The organism is Campylobacter sp. MIT 97-5078 (assembly GCF_006864455.1).
Lineage (GTDB): Bacteria > Campylobacterota > Campylobacteria > Campylobacterales > Campylobacteraceae > Campylobacter_D.
The window spans coordinates 1-18,613 of the sequence record NZ_QHLK01000019.1 but is presented as its reverse complement, the minus strand read 5'-3'; the positions used below and the strand labels follow the sequence as shown (position 1 = coordinate 18,613).

The 18,613-nt window shown below is 33.2% G+C and carries 17 protein-coding genes; 13 read left to right on the top strand and 4 right to left on the bottom strand.

The window, feature by feature from the left end:
- Positions 1 to 24: 24 nt before the first annotated feature.
- The 4 genes from DMB91_RS08220 to DMB91_RS08205 form a co-directional block, all read right to left on the bottom strand.
- Entirely contained in the window at positions 25 to 813 is a 789-nt protein-coding gene (locus DMB91_RS08220; RefSeq protein ID WP_185900267.1) for a hypothetical protein, read from the bottom strand.
- A 96-nt stretch (positions 814 to 909) separates the two neighbouring features.
- Entirely contained in the window at positions 910 to 2,175 is a 1,266-nt protein-coding gene (locus DMB91_RS08215; protein ID WP_143116895.1) for a hypothetical protein, read from the bottom strand.
- A gap of 3 nt (positions 2,176 to 2,178) precedes the next feature.
- A complete protein-coding gene (locus tag DMB91_RS08210) occupies positions 2,179 to 2,523 on the bottom strand; it encodes a hypothetical protein (protein ID WP_034907031.1) in 345 nt (114 codons plus the stop codon).
- Positions 2,524 to 2,603: 80 nt separating this feature from the next.
- Positions 2,604 to 3,695, bottom strand: a complete 1,092-nt coding sequence (locus tag DMB91_RS08205) for a hypothetical protein (RefSeq protein ID WP_143116894.1) — start codon at positions 3,693 to 3,695, stop codon at positions 2,604 to 2,606.
- A gap of 576 nt (positions 3,696 to 4,271) precedes the next feature.
- Between DMB91_RS08205 and DMB91_RS08200 the strand changes: the two genes are divergently transcribed.
- The 13 genes from DMB91_RS08200 to DMB91_RS08140 all read left to right on the top strand — a co-directional run.
- The gene (locus DMB91_RS08200) at positions 4,272 to 5,330 is read left to right on the top strand and encodes a glycosyltransferase (RefSeq protein ID WP_034906141.1); all 1,059 of its coding nucleotides are present in this window, start codon (positions 4,272 to 4,274) and stop codon (positions 5,328 to 5,330) included.
- On the top strand, positions 5,327 to 6,262 hold the full coding sequence (locus tag DMB91_RS08195) for a glycosyltransferase family 2 protein (protein WP_034906145.1): 936 nt from the start codon (positions 5,327 to 5,329) through the stop codon (positions 6,260 to 6,262). Before DMB91_RS08200 ends, DMB91_RS08195 begins: the two co-directional genes overlap by 4 nt.
- The gene (locus DMB91_RS08190) at positions 6,250 to 7,350 is read left to right on the top strand and encodes a glycosyltransferase (protein ID WP_034906168.1); all 1,101 of its coding nucleotides are present in this window, start codon (positions 6,250 to 6,252) and stop codon (positions 7,348 to 7,350) included. The genes DMB91_RS08195 and DMB91_RS08190 overlap by 13 nt, the downstream gene beginning before the upstream one ends.
- 16 nt (positions 7,351 to 7,366) lie before the next feature.
- Positions 7,367 to 9,553, top strand: a complete 2,187-nt coding sequence (locus DMB91_RS08185; protein WP_081946937.1) for an STT3 domain-containing protein — start codon at positions 7,367 to 7,369, stop codon at positions 9,551 to 9,553.
- Between the two features lie 8 nt (positions 9,554 to 9,561).
- Complete coding sequence (gene pglA / locus DMB91_RS08180) at positions 9,562 to 10,692, top strand: N,N'-diacetylbacillosaminyl-diphospho-undecaprenol alpha-1,3-N-acetylgalactosaminyltransferase (RefSeq protein ID WP_034906148.1); 1,131 nt, start codon at positions 9,562 to 9,564, stop codon at positions 10,690 to 10,692.
- 137 nt (positions 10,693 to 10,829) lie between these two features.
- On the top strand, positions 10,830 to 11,432 hold the full coding sequence (pglC, locus tag DMB91_RS08175) for an undecaprenyl phosphate N,N'-diacetylbacillosamine 1-phosphate transferase (RefSeq protein WP_034906150.1): 603 nt from the start codon (positions 10,830 to 10,832) through the stop codon (positions 11,430 to 11,432).
- Positions 11,419 to 12,021 carry a UDP-N-acetylbacillosamine N-acetyltransferase gene (gene pglD / locus DMB91_RS08170; protein ID WP_034906153.1) on the top strand — a complete coding sequence of 201 codons (603 nt, stop codon included), beginning with the start codon at positions 11,419 to 11,421 and terminating at the stop codon, positions 12,019 to 12,021. Before pglC ends, pglD begins: the two co-directional genes overlap by 14 nt.
- The gene (locus DMB91_RS08165) at positions 12,018 to 13,178 is read left to right on the top strand and encodes an aminotransferase class I/II-fold pyridoxal phosphate-dependent enzyme (RefSeq protein WP_034906156.1); all 1,161 of its coding nucleotides are present in this window, start codon (positions 12,018 to 12,020) and stop codon (positions 13,176 to 13,178) included. The genes pglD and DMB91_RS08165 overlap by 4 nt, the downstream gene beginning before the upstream one ends.
- Positions 13,179 to 13,182: 4 nt before the next feature.
- Complete coding sequence (locus DMB91_RS08160) at positions 13,183 to 14,964, top strand: polysaccharide biosynthesis protein (RefSeq protein WP_034906159.1); 1,782 nt, start codon at positions 13,183 to 13,185, stop codon at positions 14,962 to 14,964.
- Between the two features lies 1 nt (position 14,965).
- Entirely contained in the window at positions 14,966 to 15,865 is a 900-nt protein-coding gene (locus tag DMB91_RS08155) for a PDC sensor domain-containing protein (RefSeq protein ID WP_034906162.1), read from the top strand.
- Between the two features lie 140 nt (positions 15,866 to 16,005).
- Positions 16,006 to 16,395: a chemotaxis response regulator CheY gene (locus DMB91_RS08150; RefSeq protein WP_034906164.1), complete on the top strand. Its 390-nt coding sequence runs from the start codon at positions 16,006 to 16,008 to the stop codon at positions 16,393 to 16,395.
- 18 nt (positions 16,396 to 16,413) lie between these two features.
- On the top strand, positions 16,414 to 17,247 hold the full coding sequence (locus DMB91_RS08145) for a 50S ribosomal protein L11 methyltransferase (RefSeq protein ID WP_143116893.1): 834 nt from the start codon (positions 16,414 to 16,416) through the stop codon (positions 17,245 to 17,247).
- Positions 17,248 to 18,613, top strand: a 1,366-nt coding sequence (locus DMB91_RS08140; RefSeq protein ID WP_143116892.1) for an ATP-dependent metallopeptidase FtsH/Yme1/Tma family protein, incomplete at its 3' end; no start/stop codon positions are given.

Sequence of the window (18,613 nt, the reverse complement as noted above, 5' to 3'; positions counted from 1 at the left end):
AAATTTGCATAGTTTTAACATATTTCATCTTTGTATTCCTAAACCTAACTTTTTACTTTTTTCTTGGATAAGCTGTTCTGCTTGTTTGATAAGCTTTTCATCGATCTTACTTTTATGTTCTTCTTTGAAATTCTTGATGATATGAATAAGAATTTTTATATCTGAAAGTTTTTTGATTAAAACTTGTTTTGGATAAACAAGTTCTTTTTCTTTGTATTGTTGTATAGAGTTTTTTAAGTCTCTGGTATGACTTTCGTTAAGAAAAGCAAGGTTTTTGTCTTGTTCTTTAATGGCATTTACCCTTGCTAAGTATTCTTGCTTTTCAGCTTGTGTTAAAGGATAATGTGGTATAATGTCTTTAGTAGTTTCTGAAAGTGTATTTACACCAGATGACTTATCATCACCGCCCATCTGAGCGTCTTGACTTGGAGTGTGAAGGGAGTGGACGGCTTCACCAGAGACTGCTTTATTTATAAAACGATTAAAGTTTCGTTTATCCTGTTTGTTAGCGTGGTAAATAATATTTGTGCCTTCATCGTTTCTAATTCCTATATCACCCATTTTCTTGCTATTAATTTCTAATATTTGTTTGGCAACGATAAAATCTTTTTCGCTTTTGGCTTTTGTATTTTTCATTATCAAATCAGGTTCTAGCACTACTTCCCCAATCGCCTTTGAAACCTCTTGCATATCTTTAAACATTTCAGGGTGATGTTCATAAAGCTTTTTTAAATCCGCGATAGCCTCTTTGTCTCCTAAAAGCTCTGTTAATCGCTCACAAAGTGCAAAGATTTCTAGTTCTTTATCGCTCACGATGAACCTCCCAAACTATATCTTTTAGAGCTTGAATGCTTTTTCGAATTTTCTTGGTATTTGAACTATTAAAAATTTGCATAGTTTTAACATATTTCATCTTTGTATTCCTAAACCTAACTTTTTACTTTTTTCTTGGATAAGCTGTTCTGCTTGTTTGATAAGCTTTTCATCGATCTTACTTTTATGTTCTTCTTTGAAATTCTTGATGATATGAATAAGAATTTTTATATCTGAAAGTTTTTTGATTAAAACTTGTTTTGGATAAACAAGTTCTTTTTCTTTGTATTGTTGTATAGAGTTTTTTAAGTCTCTGGTATGACTTTCGTTAAGAAAAGCAAGGTTTTTGTCTTGTTCTTGTTGATTTTTCCCTTGCTTTATGACTAAATTAATAAAATTAAAAAGTCCTTTAAAACGTTCTAATTCTGCTTTTGTGAGGCTAGTCTGGACATAACTGAGTCGTGTAAGTTGTCGATCTCCGCGACTAAGAGTTTGGCTTGTTTCAGTTCTTGTTTGGCTTGTTTCAGTTCTTGCTCCGCTTCGTCTGCTAATCTCCTCGCTTCGAGATTCTTTTCTATCTCTATTTCTATCGCTCGTAGGGCTAGAGGCATATCGATAAATTTGGCTAGGCTCTGTAATATTCTTAGCTCCCATAAGGTTAGTTGAGCCATATTCTCGTCTGATACTAAATGAATTGACTTTAATAAATTCATCATGTTCCAAATCATCTGTGGTTCTTCTCTCATCAAATCCTTTAGTCCTATTGCTGGAAATTCCTCTGTTTCTAAACTCATTGTCTAATCCTTTTTTAGTGTTTGTTGTATTGAATTCTAGCGAAAAATTATTACGTTTTTTTAAAGATTCATAAAATTGATCAACTCTCATTTTTTGCTTTTCAAGATTGTTTATCCTGTCTGGACTTTGCATATACTCTATTGCTCTAGCTTTCACATTTCTTTCTTGTATGTTTTCTTTCAATTTTTCATAAGGATTAAAACCTAAAGACTGCATACACAAGAATGAATTTTTTAAGAAATCTTTGCTAAGGCTTTCATGAGCAAAAGCATAATCTTCATTTGCATTTAAAAGCATGTGGTTAAAATAAAACTCTGGTGGGTGATTATCTTGTTTTAATTCCTTATTTTTTAAAAGCTTAGTAAATGCTTCTTTAGAATTATCAAAATTCTTTATATAAAGTATGGTCATATCGCAAAGAATATTTGCTTTTTCTTGTTCATCATTTGCTTTATAATAACGACTTGTATGCTGATAAAAATAATGAAGAAAGTCATTATGGTTGAGTTTGAGCGTGTTTAAACTTTCTAAATCTTTGTATATTTCATCAAATTGCTCTTGTGTCATTATTTAATCCTTGTTTTTTCGTTTTGAGTATTTGCGAGGCTCTATACGTTTGTATTTCATCAATTCTAAGCTCATCTCTTGCATTTTACTCAACAATCTACTCTGCAAGGCATTGAAATTCTTCTGCATTTCTAAGCTCTTACTCTCTAGCTCTTTTTGAGCTTCGTTTAGTTTGTTGTCTAATACGCTCATTGTGGAATTCAGTTTTTCGTTAAATATAGCTATCAAATTCTTGTTTAATTCATTTAAGTTCTTTTGTATTATCTCGCTCGTTAAACGCTCGTTCTCTTTCTCTATGCTTTGAGCTGATTTGACTAAGTTTTGCAATACTTGTGAATTGTTCGTCATAAATGTCTCCTTTAAATCGTTTTGCTTGGTAATTTTATACCTAGATAATATTCCTCATTAAGCTATCCTTATTACTTTTTCTAAAACATTACAAAGCCCTTGCCTTGATGTTGTGTTTTTTCTCGAGCTTTTGGGTTAATCATAGCATCTGCTTTTTCCAAGATTTTTGGGAATAGCTTTGTAAAGTCTTTGAAATTTTCATTAGCATAGTTAATAATGGCTGATATTTGATTTTTATTATTATCGGTAGGATTTATACTAAAGGCATTCATTGCTTTTTCTAAAGAATTATAAAGCTCTTTTTCTTTACTCATCGTATCAAAATCGCTTTTAATAGAATGCCCTGTTTTGTGCATAAATTTAACTATGCTTGCCATATCATCCATGTTTTTACCACTAAAAACTCTTTTGATTGTTGCAAGCATTTGCCTTTCTTCAGCATTAAGATTTTTTTGCCTATCTTCTTTATTCATCGCAAGTTGAGATTTGATTCTTTTGTTTTTCAAAATTTTAGAAAACATTTCCATTAGAGCTTTATAGGCTTTATGAAAATCTAAAGATAAAAGCTGTTCCCCAAATTCTCTTATATCCCTATCAAAAGCCTTATCATTTTCCCTTTTTTCTTCTTTTAAGCTTAATTCTTTAATCTTTAAATCCTTAAGCTCTTTTTCTAAAATTTCTATTCTTTTTTCTAAGCTTAAACCGCCTTTATCTTGCTCAAAATTATTGTTTTCGTCTTTTCTTTGTTCTTTGTCTTCTTTTGCTTTTTGTGCTTTTAGCTCTTCTATTTGCTTTTCTTTTTCTACACTATCTTTTGCAATTTTTTCTAAGTCTTGATCAATGATCATATCATCATCAAGACGAGAAAATGCTGATCCAAGCTTTTCAAAACCTTGAGAATAAAGTATTTGTTCGGTAAAGTCTAAAGTGCTTTTTAGTTCGTTTTGACAAAACTCAAAGCTGAAATTTTCTTCACTACTAAAATCAAATTTCTTTTCATCAAAGGCTTTATTCATCGTTTCTTCAATTTCTTTATCTATGCTATCTTTGACCTTATCTTCTGATGTGTTTGGGTTTTGATACATTTCATTTTCTTCATCAAAGTTATTCATAGCGTCTTGAATATCATCTATCTCATCTTTTTGAGTTTCATTAAATTCATTGCTTTGCATTGCTTTCTCCTTTGTGCTAATATGCTATTTTTTTATATTAACACAAAACATAGTTTTTTTCAAAATATCATCAAACATCTATTTTTTAGAACTTTGATCATAAAATTGACAAGATGGCTTTAGTGCCATTAAGCTAAGATTAAGTATTTTGCAAATACCATGAAATGGGAAAAGTTAAACAAAAACGGCACACATTTTTTGTAATAAAACGAAAAACAAAAAAATAATTTGCATTTTTTGCACATAGGATTTATTTTCAGGCAGGATTAAGAAAATTTTTAATTATTGTTTGTTAGAATTAAAAAATCAAATACAAGATACACAAAAGACACAAAAGTTATAATTTTAAAGATGAGATTATCAAAGCTTATGAAAGTAGAAAATAATTTTTGACTTGATTATATAAGTTTTCACTAAACATTTAAAAAAATAGGTTAGAATTTAGGCTCTTTAAGGAGCTAAATTTATGTTTAATAAATGGTATTTTTTAAAAACTAGGTATTCTTTCTTAATTCAATTTATCAAAAATATAATCTTGCTGTCTTTTATAAAACAAGTTCAAGCTAGGATAAAGCAGTGAAAATTTGTTTTATTATAGCAAGTTTAGGCAATGGCGGAGCTGAACGGGTTTTAGTAAGCCTTGCTAATACATTTTGTAAAAAGCATAAGGTGCAAATCATTAAATTTGATGATAAAAAAAGCTTTTATGAGCTTGATAATACCATATACTTAAAAGAACTGCCCCAGTTTAGCTGGCACAATTTGTATCATAAAATAGCAAGTAGAATTAAGAAATTCCTTGCTTTAAAAAAGGCGATGAAAGAGGCTAAAGCTGATATTTTCATCTCTTTTTTAGATACAACTAATATTGCTTGTGTGTGGGCTAAAATGGGCTTAAAAACGCCCTTAATTATCAGCGAGCACAGCACGCAAAGTTATTTAAAAAGCAAAATTTGGCGTTTTTTAAGAAGATTGAGCTATCCATATGCCAATGCTTTAACTGTGCTTTCTTTGCAAGATAAAAGCTATTATGAAGCCTTTGTAAGCAAGGTTGAGCTTATCTTTAATCCTTGTCATTTTAGCATTTGTCAAAATCCTAAAAAAGAAAATTTAGTGCTTTTTGTAGGCAGGCTTGATATGAATAAAAATTGTGCCTTATTTTTAAGGGCAATTTCAAATTTAAATCCTAATTTAAGAGCAAATTACCGATTTTGTGTAGCAGGAGACGGCGAGCTTAAAGATGAACTTATTTTACAAGCACAAGAACTTGGCATAAAAGTGGATTTTTTAGGCAGGGTAAAAGATATGCAAAGCTTATATGAAAAAGCAAAAATTCTTTGCCTTTGCTCCTTTGTGGAGGGCTTACCAACGGTTTTGATTGAAAGCTTGTTTTTTAAAATCGCTCGCATAAGCACGGATTATGTAAACTCAGCCAAAGACTTAATCACGCCAGATATTGATGGCTTTTTAGTGGCAATTGATGATGAAAAGGCTATGGCTAAGGCTTTAAAGAACCTAATAAACGATGAGAGCTTAAGAGAGCAAATCACTGAAACAGCCTTAAAACGTTGCGAAAATTTTTCAATTCAAAACATTGAAAAACAATGGTTTAAACTGATAAGCGAGCTACAATGAAGCCTTTTTTATCAGTTTTAATTTGCACTTATAATAGACTAGAGCTTTTAAAGCAAGCTTTGCAAAGCGTGTTAGAGCAAGACTTTAAAGACTTAGAAATCATTATTAGTGATGATCATTCAAATGATGGCACAAAAGAATTTATAAACGCACTTGCAAAACACCAACCTCAACTTAGATATAGCCTTAATACTAACTATAAACAAGGTCCAAATGGAAACAAAAACAATGCTCTAGATCAAGCAAGGGGTGAGTATATTTTGTTTTTAGATGATGATGATATGCTTTTAAATAAGGCTTTAAGCACGCTTGTAAGCAAGATTAAAGAGGGTTTTTCTCATGTTTTTGGCAACTGCTTGCTTGAAAAAGATGGAATTTTAAGCGCCGAGTTTAGTGGAAAAGGTTTAAATAAGGATTGTGAGGTAAGTAAAAAAGACTTTTTACTAGGCAAGATGAATGGGGAATTTTTGGGTATGTTTAAAAAATCCTTGCTTGAAAATCAGCGTTTTGATGAGAATTTTTGGGGCAATGAAAGTGTGCTTTGGGTGAGTTTATATAAAGAAAAAAGCTTTTACATACACAAGGCCTTAAGGATTTACCGCGTTAAAAGAGCAGATAGTGTTACAAATAAAGCATTTTTAAAGGCTAATCGTGTGTATTTAGGTTATGCAAAGATGGCTGAACTTTTAGAATGCGAGCTTAAAAAAAGCAAGGATAGGGATTATAAAAGCGTTACAGCAGCACATTATAAAATGGCAGCATATTATGCTAAAATGGCAGGATTTTATAAAAAAATGTATATTTATCTTTTTAAAAGTCTTAGCATAAAGCCTAATTTCCCAGCAATAGCCTTGCTTTGTTTAAGTTTCATTCCAAAAGCAATGTTACAATATTTTTCAAAAATCAGAGTGAGTTTAAAGTGCAAAAATTAGGAATTTTTATCTATTCTTTAGGAAGTGGTGGAGCTGAACGCGTTGTGGCTACGCTTTTGCCACCTTTGTCTTTGTTTTATGAAGTGCATATTATTTTAATGAATGATAAAATTTCTTATGAGCTTGAAGGAGCTCAAATTCACTTGCTTGAAAACTCAAAACCAAATGAAAATGTGCTTTTAAAATTCCTTAAACTTCCCTTTTTGGCTCTAAAATACAAAAAGCTTTGCAAAAACTTAAATTTAGACAAGCAATTTGTCTTTTTAAACCGCCCAAATTATATAGCCTTGCTTGCGAGAATTTTTGGCTTAAAAACCCCTCTCATCATCAATGAATGCACTACTCCAAGTGTAATGTATCAAAGCTTTAACTTAACTTCACTTACAAATAAAGCTTTGATAAAATGGCTGTATCCAAAGGCTGATTTAATACTGGCTAATTCTAAAGGCAATCAAGAGGATTTAATTTTAAATTTTAAGATCAATGCTAGCAAATGCAAACTCCTTTATAATGCCATTGATTTAAAAACAATCACACAAAAATCAAAAGAAGCTATAGAATTTAAAGATAAATTTATACTCAGCATTGGTAGGCTTGATAAGGGTAAAAATCACGCCCTTTTAATCAAAGCTTATGCAAGGCTTGATACTAGGTTAAAACTTGTTATCTTAGGTGAGGGCGAGCTAAAAAATGAGCTTGAAAGCTTAATAGCAAGCTTAAATTTAAAAGAAAAAGTATTTTTACTTGGCTTTGATAATAATCCTTACAAATACCTAAGCAAATGCGAATTTTTTGCCTTTGCTTCAAGCTTTGAGGGCTTTTCAAATGTTTTAATTGAGGCTTTAGCGTGCCATTGTGCTGTGTTAAGCTCAGATCATAAAAGTGGAGCTAAAGAGCTTTTTGGGGAAAATGAATTTGGACTTTTGATAAAAGTAAATGATGAAAATGCTATGTTTGAGGGATTAAAAACCATGATAGAAAATGAAAATTTAAGAAAAGCCTATCAAGAAAAAGCCTATAAAAGAGCCAAAGACTTTGATAAAAATGAAATCGCTAAAGAAGCTTTAGAGTTTTTAAAGAGCATTTAAAGCAAGGAAAGTTAGAATGAAGAAAAATCAAAATCCACATAAAAAAACAGAGTTCTTAAAAGCGAAATTCTTTGATAGAGTTCAACTCTCACTCAAAAACGAGTTATTTTTATATATAGCTTTAGCCTTTATTTTTAGTGTGTTGTGTAGGTTGTATTGGGTATTTTGGGCAAGTGAGTTTAGCGAGTTTTATTTTAATAATGAGCTTATGATCGTTTCAAATGATGGATACGCTTTTGCAGAAGGAGCAAGAGATATGATCGCTGGCTTTCATCAGCCAAATGATTTATCTTATTTTGGTAGCTCCTTATCTACGCTGACTTACTATCTTTATAAGCTCACGCCTTTTAGCTTTGAAACCATCATTTTATATATGAGCGTATTTTTCAGTTCTCTTGTTGTTGTGCCTATAATGCTTATTGCTTACGAATACAAAGAACTTCGTGCTGGCTTTTTAGCAGCCTTATTAGCTAGCATTGCAAATAGTTATTATAACCGCACTATGGCAGGATATTATGATACTGATATGCTTGCTATTGTACTCCCTTGTTTTGTATTATATTTTATGATACGACTCATCATTAAAAAAGATATGTTTTCGCTTATCATCTTGCCTTTTGTGATGATGATTTATCTTTGGTATTATCCCTCAAGTTATACCTTAAATGTTGCTTTTGTAGGGCTTTTCTTGTTTTACACCCTTGCTTTTCATCGGCAAGAAAGGATAAATTATAAGGCTTTAAGCTTTATGCTTATCGCACTTGCTCCCATTGCTTGGTTTTATCAAGCTGCAATTTTAGCCTTACTTTTTGCATTTTTCAATCTCACAACTCGTTTTTTTACACTCAAAGCTCTAATTGTGCTTTTAATCTTAAGCCTTGTTTTCCTTTTTTTAAGCGGTGGGCTTGATCCTATTTTATATCAGCTTGATTTTTACATCTTTAAAAGCGCTACCGTAGGAAGTGTGGGTCAGAGTTTTTCTTATTTTAATGTCAATCAAACCATACAAGAGGTAGGAAGCGTTGATTTGTTTGTATTTATGCAAAGAATTGCAGCGAGTGAGCTTACTTTTATATGTGCGGTTTTGGGCTTAATCTTGCTCATTAAAGATCACAAAAGCTTTCTTTTGGCTTTACCTATGCTCGCACTTGGTTTTTTAGCCTTGCGTGGAGGGCTTAGATTTACCATTTATGCGGTGCCTGTGATGGCTCTTGGCTTTGGATATTTTGTGCATTTTTTAATCCTTAAATTGGTTCGTTTTAGGCTAGCAAAGCCCATTATACTCACTTTTGCACTCATTATCAGCTTAGGTTTTGCTTTAAAGCATATCTATGAATACAAGGCTCCAAGCGTATTTAATGCAAATGAAGCTCAAATTTTAGATAAACTTAAAAGCATAGCTAGTGCTGAAGATTATGTGCTTACCTGGTGGGATTATGGCTATCCTGTGCGCTATTATAGCGATGTTAAAACCTTAGCTGATGGAGGTAAGCACTTAGGCAAGGATAATTTTTTACCTTCTTATGCTCTAAGTTTTGATCAAATAAGTGGGGCAAATTTAGCAAGATTGGGTGTTGAATACACCGAAAAGAGTTTTTATGATAAAAATGACAGCCTTTTGCAAGCTGATCTTTTAAAAGCCATGATGAGAGATTATAATGCAAGTGAAGTAAGCTTGTTTTTACATACTCTTAAGGATAAAAACTTCAAACCAAATGCAAAAACAAGAGATATTTATTTTTATTTACCAGCTAGAATGTCGCCTATTTTTCCAACTGTGGCGAGCTTTTCACATATTGATTTGCAAAGTGGGCAAATTAATGATCCTTTTGTTTTTAGCACGGCTTTAGCTTTAGGAAAAGATGAAAAAACAGGCTTTTATTATTTAAGTAATGGTATGTTTTTAAGCGATGATTTTACACATATAATGCTCAGTGAAAATGCCTATGCAATTAAGGCTGTATATGAATTTGACTCTATTAAAGATGCTTCTTTTAAACAAAGAACTATTGACGAAAATGGTAATTTTTATGTATTTTATCTTAAAGAAAGCTTAAGTTATCCTATGCAATTTATCATTATGGATAAAACAATGTTTGATAGCTTATTTGTCCAGCTTTTTTTCTTTAATAATTATGACAAAGACTTATTTGAACCAGTTATTTTAGATAAAGATGCTAAAATTTATAAGCTTAAGCGTTAGGCAAAGCTGTGAGAGTAGGATTTTTAAGCCATAGCGGGGCAAGTGTATATCATTTTAGAATGCCTATAATTAAGGCTTTAAAAGCAAGAAATGATGAAGTTTTACTCATCTTACCAAAAGATGAATACGCTTTAAAACTTGAAAAAATGGGTTTTAATGTTGTTTTTTATGAACTAAAAAGAAGCTCTATCAACCCTTTTGTGGTGTTTTTGAACTTTCTCTCGCTTTTAAAGCTTTTAAAAAAGCTTAGGCTTGATCTCATTCAAAGTGCAGCCCATAAAAGCAATACCTTTGGGCTAATCGCTGCAAAATTTGCAAAAATTCCTTATAAACTCGCACTTGTTGAGGGCTTAGGTAGCTTTTATATCGACAATGACTTAAAAACTCGCCTCGTTCGCCTTAATATAGAATTTTTATACAAAATTTCTTTTAAAATCGCTGATAAATTCATCTTTGTAAATGAAAGCAACGCTCATTTTATGCATAATCTAGGCTTAAAGCAAGAAAAAATCATTATCATCAAATCAGTTGGTATAAACTTAAGACAATTTTTCTCTATAAACATAAGCTTAGAACAAAAAGAACATTTTTTTAAAACACATGAACTTGACTTTCATAAACCTTTGGTAATCATGGTAGCAAGGGCTTTATGGCACAAGGGCATAAAAGAATTTTATGAAGTAGCCTCAAATTTACACAAATTTGCAAATTTTGTGCTTGTTGGCGGACGTGATGAGAACAAATCCTGTGCTGATCTAGCTTTTTTAAATGGGGGCAAAGTGTGCTATCTAGGCTCAAGAGAAGACATCGCTTTTTTGCTTAACTTAAGCGATATTTTCGTCCTGCCAAGCTATAAAGAAGGCTTTCCGGTAAGCGTTTTGGAAGCAAAAGCATGTAAAAAGGCTGTGGTGGTAAGTGATTGTGAAGGTTGTGTGGAAGCTGTGAGAAATGGCGTTGATGGACTTTGGGCAAAAACAGCAGATAGTAAAGACTTAAGTGAAAAAATCAAACTCTTGCTAGATGATGAAAGATTAAGAGTAAATTTAGCTAATAACGCCTACCAAGATGCCCTAAAGTATGATGAAAATCTCATCGCCACAAAGTATTTAAAACTCTATGACAGCCTTATAAAAAATTAAAAATCAAATTTATCTATACACTTAAATAATCTTAAGATAAATGAAAAATATTTTAGAGCAAAAAACTCATTAAATTTCATTTAACAAAACACATTATAATCAAGCTTTTAAAGCACAATTTAAAACAAAGAAAGATTATGTATAAACACTTTTTCAAACGCATTTTGGACTTTTTAATGGCTTTGTTTTTGCTTATTTTGCTTAGCCCTTTAATGCTTTTTGTAGCTTTAATGCTTAAACTTGTGCAAGGAGGCGTGTTCTTTACGCAGTATCGTCCGGGTTTAAATGAAAAGATATTTAGGATTTACAAATTTAAAACCATGAGTGATGAAAGAGATGAAAAAGGCGAGCTTTTGCCAGATGAACAACGTCTAAAACCCTTTGGCGGGCTTGTTCGATCGCTCAGTCTTGATGAGCTCCCTCAGCTTTTTAATGTTTTAAAAGGCGATATGAGCTTTATTGGACCGCGTCCTTTGCTCATTGAATATCTGCCTTTGTATAATGAGGCTCAAAAGCACCGCCATGATATGCGTCCGGGTATTACTGGCTGGGCTCAGGTAAATGGACGCAACAATATAAGCTGGGCGAAAAAATTTGAGCTTGATCTTTACTATATAGAGCATTGTTCATTTTTTTTCGATCTTAAAATAGCCTTTTTAACTCTTGAAAAAGTGCTTAAAAGAAATGGAGTAAATAAAGATGGCAACGCAACCACAAACAAATTCAATGGCTCAAACTGAAAAAATTTATATTTATGGGGCAAGCGGACATGGACTTGTGTGTGCTGAAGTGGCTTTAAGTATGGGGTATAAAAAAATCATTTTTTTAGATGATGATACAAAAAAAGGTTTAGGTTTTAATGAAGGCTTAGAAAAATATGATATTTTCATCGCTATAGGATCTAATCACACAAGAAAAATCATCTTTGAAAAGGTAAAAAAAGCTGGCTTTAAGTGCGTCAATTTAATCCACCCAAGTGCTATCATCAGCAAAAGTGCAAAGCTTGCCAAAAGCAACATTTTAATTATGCCTCAAGTCGTTGTAAATGCTAGTGCTGTGATTGAGCAGGGCGTGATTTTAAACTCAAGCACTGTAGTTGAACATGAATGTTTTGTAGGCGAGTTTGCTCATATCAGCGTAGGTGCAAAACTTGCTGGAAATGTTAAAATTGGCAAACAAAGCCTAGTTGGTATCAATGCTTGCGTTTTGCCAAATATAAGCCTTGCTGAAAAAAGCATTTTATCAGCTGGTGGAGTTTTAACTCAAAATGCAAATAAAAGCGGCGTTTATGTGGGCGTGCCAGCAAAACTTATAAAGGAGCAAAAATGAGGTATTTTTTATCGCCACCTCACATGAGTGGCAAGGAACTTGAGCTTATAGAAGAGGTTTTTAAAAGCAATTATATAGCCCCTTTGGGTGAATTTGTAAATCGCTTTGAAGAAAGTGTGAAACACTATGCCAAAGCAGCAAATGCCCTAGCTTTAAATTCAGCTACAGCAGCACTTCACCTTGCTTTAAGGGTAGCTGGAGTAAAAGAAGGAGATATGGTGCTTGCTTCAAGCTTTACTTTTATCGCTTCTGTTGCTCCCATTCGTTATCTTAAGGCTAAGCCTGTGCTTATTGATTGTGATGAAACTTTTAATATTGATGTAAATTTGCTTAAAAAGGCTATACAAGAAAGCCCTACACCACCAAAAGCCTTAATCTTAACTTATCTTTATGGCAATGCAGCTAAGCTTGATGAAATCCTAGCACTTTGCAAAGAACATAATATCGTTTTAATCGAAGATGCAGCTGAAGCCCTTGGTAGTTTTTATCAAAACAAGGCTTTAGGCACTTTTGGCGAATTTGGAGTCTATTCGTTCAATGGCAATAAAATCATCACCACAAGCGGAGGTGGAATGCTCGTAAGTTCTGATAAAGAAAAACTCGAAAAAGCAAGATTTTACAGCACCCAAGCAAGAGAAAATAAAATTTACTACGAACACAAAGACTATGGTTATAATTACCGCTTAAGCAATGTTTTAGGAGCTATTGGCGTAGGACAAATGCAAGTTTTAGAAGAAAGAGTGTTGAAAAAAAGGCAAATTTATGAGTGGTATAAAGAGTTTTTAGGCGAAACTTTTTGCTTTTTAGATGAGCTTGAAAACTCAAGATCAAATCGATGGCTAAGCACTGCCTTGCTTGACTTTGACATAAATGAGCTTTTTGAGTATGAAAAAGAAAGCAAAGCTGGCTTTAAAGAAGCAAACTTGCACCCAAAAATTCAAAAGCTTATTCAAGACTTACAAAATGAAGGCATAGAAACACGTCCTTTGTGGAAAAGCATGCATACCCAAGAGCTTTTTGAAGGGGAAAAATGCTATATTAACGGCAATAGCGAGCTGTTTTTTTCCAAAGGCATTTGCCTTCCAAGTGGCACAACACTAAGTAAAGATGAGGTAAAATTTATCAGCGAGCTTATACTTAAAAGCGTAAAAGGCTAATTATATGAGGGATAATTTTTATAAAAGCAAAAGATTGATCTTTTTTTTGTGCTGTGATTTGATATTATTTGCACTTTCGATTTTTTTGGCTTTTGAGTTAAGATTTAGTGGGTATATCCCAAACACCTTTTATGCTGGTATGTTTAAAGCTGGTGTGATTTTGCTTGTGCTTAAAATTGCTTTATTTTTTGTCTTTAGAATTTATAAGGTAGCGTGGCGGTTTTTTTCTTTAAATGAAGCTCGTAAGATTTTTGTGGCTTTAGTGCTGGCTGAGCTTATATTTTTAGTGGTATTTTATTTTTTTGATGATTTTTTTAACCCTTTTCCAAGAAGTGTTATAGGTATAGATTTTGCTCTTTCTTATATCTTCATCGGTATGCTTCGTATTTCAAAACGTATGCTTGTGGATTTTAGAAAAACGCGTTTTGAAAAAGAAACACCTTGTGTGGTTGTAGGGGCAACTTCAAAGGCTTTGCATTTACTCAAAGGTGCCAAAGAAGGCTCTTTAGGACTATATCCAGTAGCTGTAGTTGATGCAAGAAAAGAGCTTATCGGAACATATTGTGATAAATTTATTGTTAAAGATAAAAGCAAACTTGAAGAGTTAAGCAAAGAGGGTGTGAAAACAGCGATCATTGCCCTAAAACTTGAGCAAAATGAGCTTAAAAAGCTCTTTGATGAGCTTGTAGGATATGGAATAAGTGATATCAAACTTTTTTCTTTTACAAGCAATCAAACAAAAGATATCAGCATAGAGGATTTACTTGCTAGAAAGCCAAAAGACTTAGATAATAACGCTGTGGCAAGCTTTTTAAAAGATAAGATAGTCCTTGTAAGTGGAGCTGGAGGGAGCATAGGAAGCGAGCTGTGTAAGCAATGTGTCAAGTTTGGAGCTAAAAAACTCATCATGCTTGATCATAGCGAATATAACCTATATCAGATCAATGAAGACTTAAGCAAACATAAAGAAAAAATCGTGCCTGTGATGATGAGTCTTTTAGACGAAAACAAACTTGACGCTCTTTTAAGCACGCACAAACCTGATTTGATCTTGCATGCAGCTGCTTATAAACATGTCCCACTTTGTGAGCAAAATCCACATGCTGCAGTGATTAATAACATACTTGCAACAAAAATACTTTGCGATTTAGGCAAGAAAAATAAAGTCAAACGTTTTGTTATGATTAGCACAGATAAAGCCGTGCGTCCAACAAGTATCATGGGTTGCACAAAACGCGTATGTGAGCTTTATACTTTAAATTCTTCAAGCAAGAATTATGAGGTTGCTTGTGTGCGTTTTGGTAATGTGCTTGGCTCAAGCGGAAGTGTGATCCCTAAATTTAAAGCCCAAATTGCCGCAAATGAAGCTTTGACCATTACACACAAAGATATAATGCGTTATTTTATGCTTGTTAGCGAAGCAGTTCAGCTTGTATTGCAAGCAGCAGCTATTGCTAAGGGTGGCGAGCTTTTTGTACTTGATATGGGCGAGCCGGTAAAAATCATTGATCTAGCTAAAAAAATGCTTACGCTCTCAAACAAACCTGAACTTAAGATCAAAATCACCGGCTTAAGAAAGGGTGAGAAGCTTTTTGAAGAACTTTTGATTGATAAAAATGACGTTAAAACGCAATATGAAAGCATATTTGTAACCAAGAGTGAGCCTTATGAGCTTGTAAAACTAAACAAGCAAATTCAAAAGCTTTGTCTAAGCAAAGATGAGGATATAAGCACACTTTTAGCTAAAATTGTGCCTGAGTTTAAGCACAACACAAAAGAAGGATAAAATGTATATTAAAGACATACAAAAATTTGAAGAAAATCGCTACAAAGCAAGAGCGTATATGAGCTATATACTCACAAGAAATTTACCAAATAAGCTCCCTAAGATAGAATTTTCAAGTATATTTAATGCCCTTGATAAGCTCGCCCATGAAGTGAAAAACTTTGACGCTTTATACGTGCTTGATCCTTCAGGCAAACAGCTTGAAGATACGATCAGTCTTAAAAAGGAATTTTGCACCGGTAAAGGCGAAGATAGAAGTAATAGAGCGTATTTTTATAGAGCTGTAAAATTAAGACGTTGCGTTTTAAGCGAACCTTATCCTTCAAGCTTGCATAACGAGCTTTGTGTAACGGCTTCTATGCCGATTTTTAACGCACAAAATAAGCTTGAATGCGTTGTATGTATAGATATGAAACTCGTTGAAATTCTTAAGATTACCCAAGCAAGTCAATTTGAGTTTTTCTTTATGCAATTTAGCCGCGTGGTGTATTTTTGTTTTGCTTTTGTGCTTTTTATTATCACTTGTTTTTTGCTTCACAGAGGTATTATTAGCCTTTTTCATCAAAGCGGGATTGAAATTCAACGAATGTTTGAAAGCACGATTGCGATCACTTTAGCCTTAGCTATCTTTGATCTGGCTAAAACCGTGATCGAAGAAGAAGTGCTTATGCGAAGCAGAAAAGAAAAAAGTGGTATTCAAAAAACCATGGTGCGTTTTTTAGGTTCTATTATCATTGCTTTAGCTATAGAAGCTTTAATGCTTGTATTTAAGCTTGTAACGGGCGAATTATCGCAAATGATTTATGCAATTTATCTTATTGTAGGCGTGAGCGTGTTGCTTATCGGCTTGAGTATTTATCTGTTCGCAGTGAAATATAAGGGGGAGCATTTGAGTGATTAAAACAAATTTTAGTTTATATTAATTTAAAAATAAAGAAAAAATGTTATACTTTGTATTCGCTTTTTAACTTGAAATAAGCTTAAAAAGGGTAAAATACACAAAATTTTTGTATAATCGTTTAAAATTTGAAAGGACAAATCGTGAAATTGTTAGTTGTTGATGATAGCTCTACAATGAGAAGGATCATTAAAAACACGCTAGAAAAACTAGGACACAGCGATGTTTTAGAAGCTGAACATGGCGTTGAAGCTTGGGAATTGCTTAGCAAAAATGATGATGTAAAAGTTGTGATTACTGACTGGAACATGCCTGAAATGAATGGACTTGATCTTGTTAAAAAAATTCGTGCTGAAAAAAAATACGAAGATATGCCTATCATCATGGTTACTACAGAAGGCGGAAAAGCTGAAGTTATCACAGCTTTAAAAGCTGGGGTAAATAATTATATCGTCAAACCTTTTACTCCGCAAATTCTTAAAGAAAAACTAGAAGATGTTTTAGGTATGGGCTCAGACATCCCAGCCGAATAAGAAAAGACAGCTTTTTGAATGCAAAATCATTATAATGAATTTTTCTTTAAGGTTGGTGAAGTCTATAAAGATATATTCACCGACTTTATTTTCGAACTTGGAATAGACGCCCTTGAAGAAAAAGATGGTGGCTTTTATATACGATCGGATGAAGATTTAAGCGATATTATAGATGCTATTTTTCTTCTTAAAAGCAAGCTTGAACAAAAAGAAAACAAAATAATCGATCTTAAAAGCAAGCTTGAACAAAAAGAAAACAAAAACTGGATAGAAGAATACAAAAAAAGCGTCGTTGCAATACAAATCGACAATTTTTATATACACAGTTCTTGGCAGGAAAGCAAAAAAGGATTGATAAATATACAAATCGATCCAGCTCTTGCCTTTGGCTCTGGACACCACGAAAGCACGCATTCTTGCATACAGCTCTTACAACAATACGCCAAAAAAGATATGAAAGCCCTTGATGTAGGCTGTGGAAGTGGAATTTTAAGTATTATTTTAGCCAAACTTGGATGTAAAGTCCAAGCCTGTGATACTGATGAAATCGCCGTTGAAAGTAGCTTAAATAATGCCAAACTTAATCAAATAAGTTTTGAACGCATTTGGCAGGGTTCTCTTAGTGATACAAAAGAAAAATATGACTTAATTGTTGCAAATTTAGTCGCTGATATCATCTTAAGCCTTGCAAAAAGCTTACAAGAAAGCCTTAAAATAAATGCTTATTTAATTCTTTCTGGGATCTTAGACAAATATGAAGAAAGAATTAAGCAAGCATTTGTAAATTTAAAGTTTGTTACAAGCCTTAAAAATAATGAATGGCTTAGTTTGGTATATCAAAAGGAAAGATAAATGAACGGAAATAATCCAAATCAAAAAAATAACAACAATAACAATAATTTTTTTAACAAAAATCCAATTTTTCTCTTTGCAGTTTTTGCGATTGTTGCGATATTTTTATTTAAAAGCTTTGTAGATAGTGGCTCTATAATGAGCGACGAAGGTGGTAGTTTAGCCGGAGCAAGTAGCACGCAAAATGTGCCTTATTCTGAACTTAAAAGACTTGTAGAAAACAACCAAATCGTTCAAGTAAGCATAGGACAAACAAGTGTTAAAGCCCTTTCAAAACAAAATGTGCTTTATGTAGCCAAAAAGGTAGGCAATGATCCAAGCTTCATTGCCTTACTTGATAGCAAAAATATCTCTTATGGAGCATATTCTGAGAGCAATTGGTTTACTGATTTGCTCTTTTCTTGGGTTTTACCGATCTTCATTTTCTTTGGAATTTGGATGTTCTTAGCCTCAAGAATGCAAAAAAATATGGGAAGTTCAATACTTGGCATAGGAAGCTCTAAAAAACTTGTCAATTCAGAAAAACCAAAGGTTAAATTTAATGATGTAGCCGGTGTTGAAGAAGCTAAAGAAGAGGTAAAAGAAATTGTTGATTTTTTAAAATACCCTGAAAGATATATCAACTTAGGTGCTAAAATTCCCAAAGGACTTTTACTTGTTGGACCTCCTGGAACTGGTAAAACCTTGCTTGCAAAAGCAGTTGCTGGAGAAGCTGATGTGCCATTTTTCAGCGTAAGCGGTTCAAGCTTTATAGAAATGTTTGTGGGTGTGGGTGCGTCTCGTGTGAGGGATTTATTTGAAAATGCTAAAAAAGAAGCTCCGGCTATCGTTTTTATCGATGAGATCGATGCTATTGGCAAAAGCCGTGCTGCTGGTGCTGCTATGGGTGGTAATGATGAAAGAGAACAAACCTTAAATCAACTCTTGGCTGAAATGGACGGCTTTGGCACAGAAAGCTCACCTGTGATCGTTTTAGCTGCGACTAATCGCCCTGAAGTATTAGATGCGGCTTTGCTTAGACCGGGACGCTTTGACAGACAAGTGCTTGTTGATAAGCCTGATTTTAAAGGACGTTGTGATATTTTACGCGTGCATATGAAAGATGTTAAAATTTCGCCTGAGGTTAAGGTTGAAGATGTTGCACGTCTTACGGCTGGGCTTGCTGGGGCTGATCTAGCAAATATCATCAATGAAGCTGCTCTTTTAGCAGGACGAGATAGTAAAAAATATGTCGAACAAAAAGACTTAATCGAAGCTGTAGAAAGAGCCATAGCTGGGCTTGAGAAAAAATCTCGCCGTATCAACGAAAAAGAGAAAAAAATCGTTACTTATCATGAATGCGGACATGCACTAATTGCTGAAACCA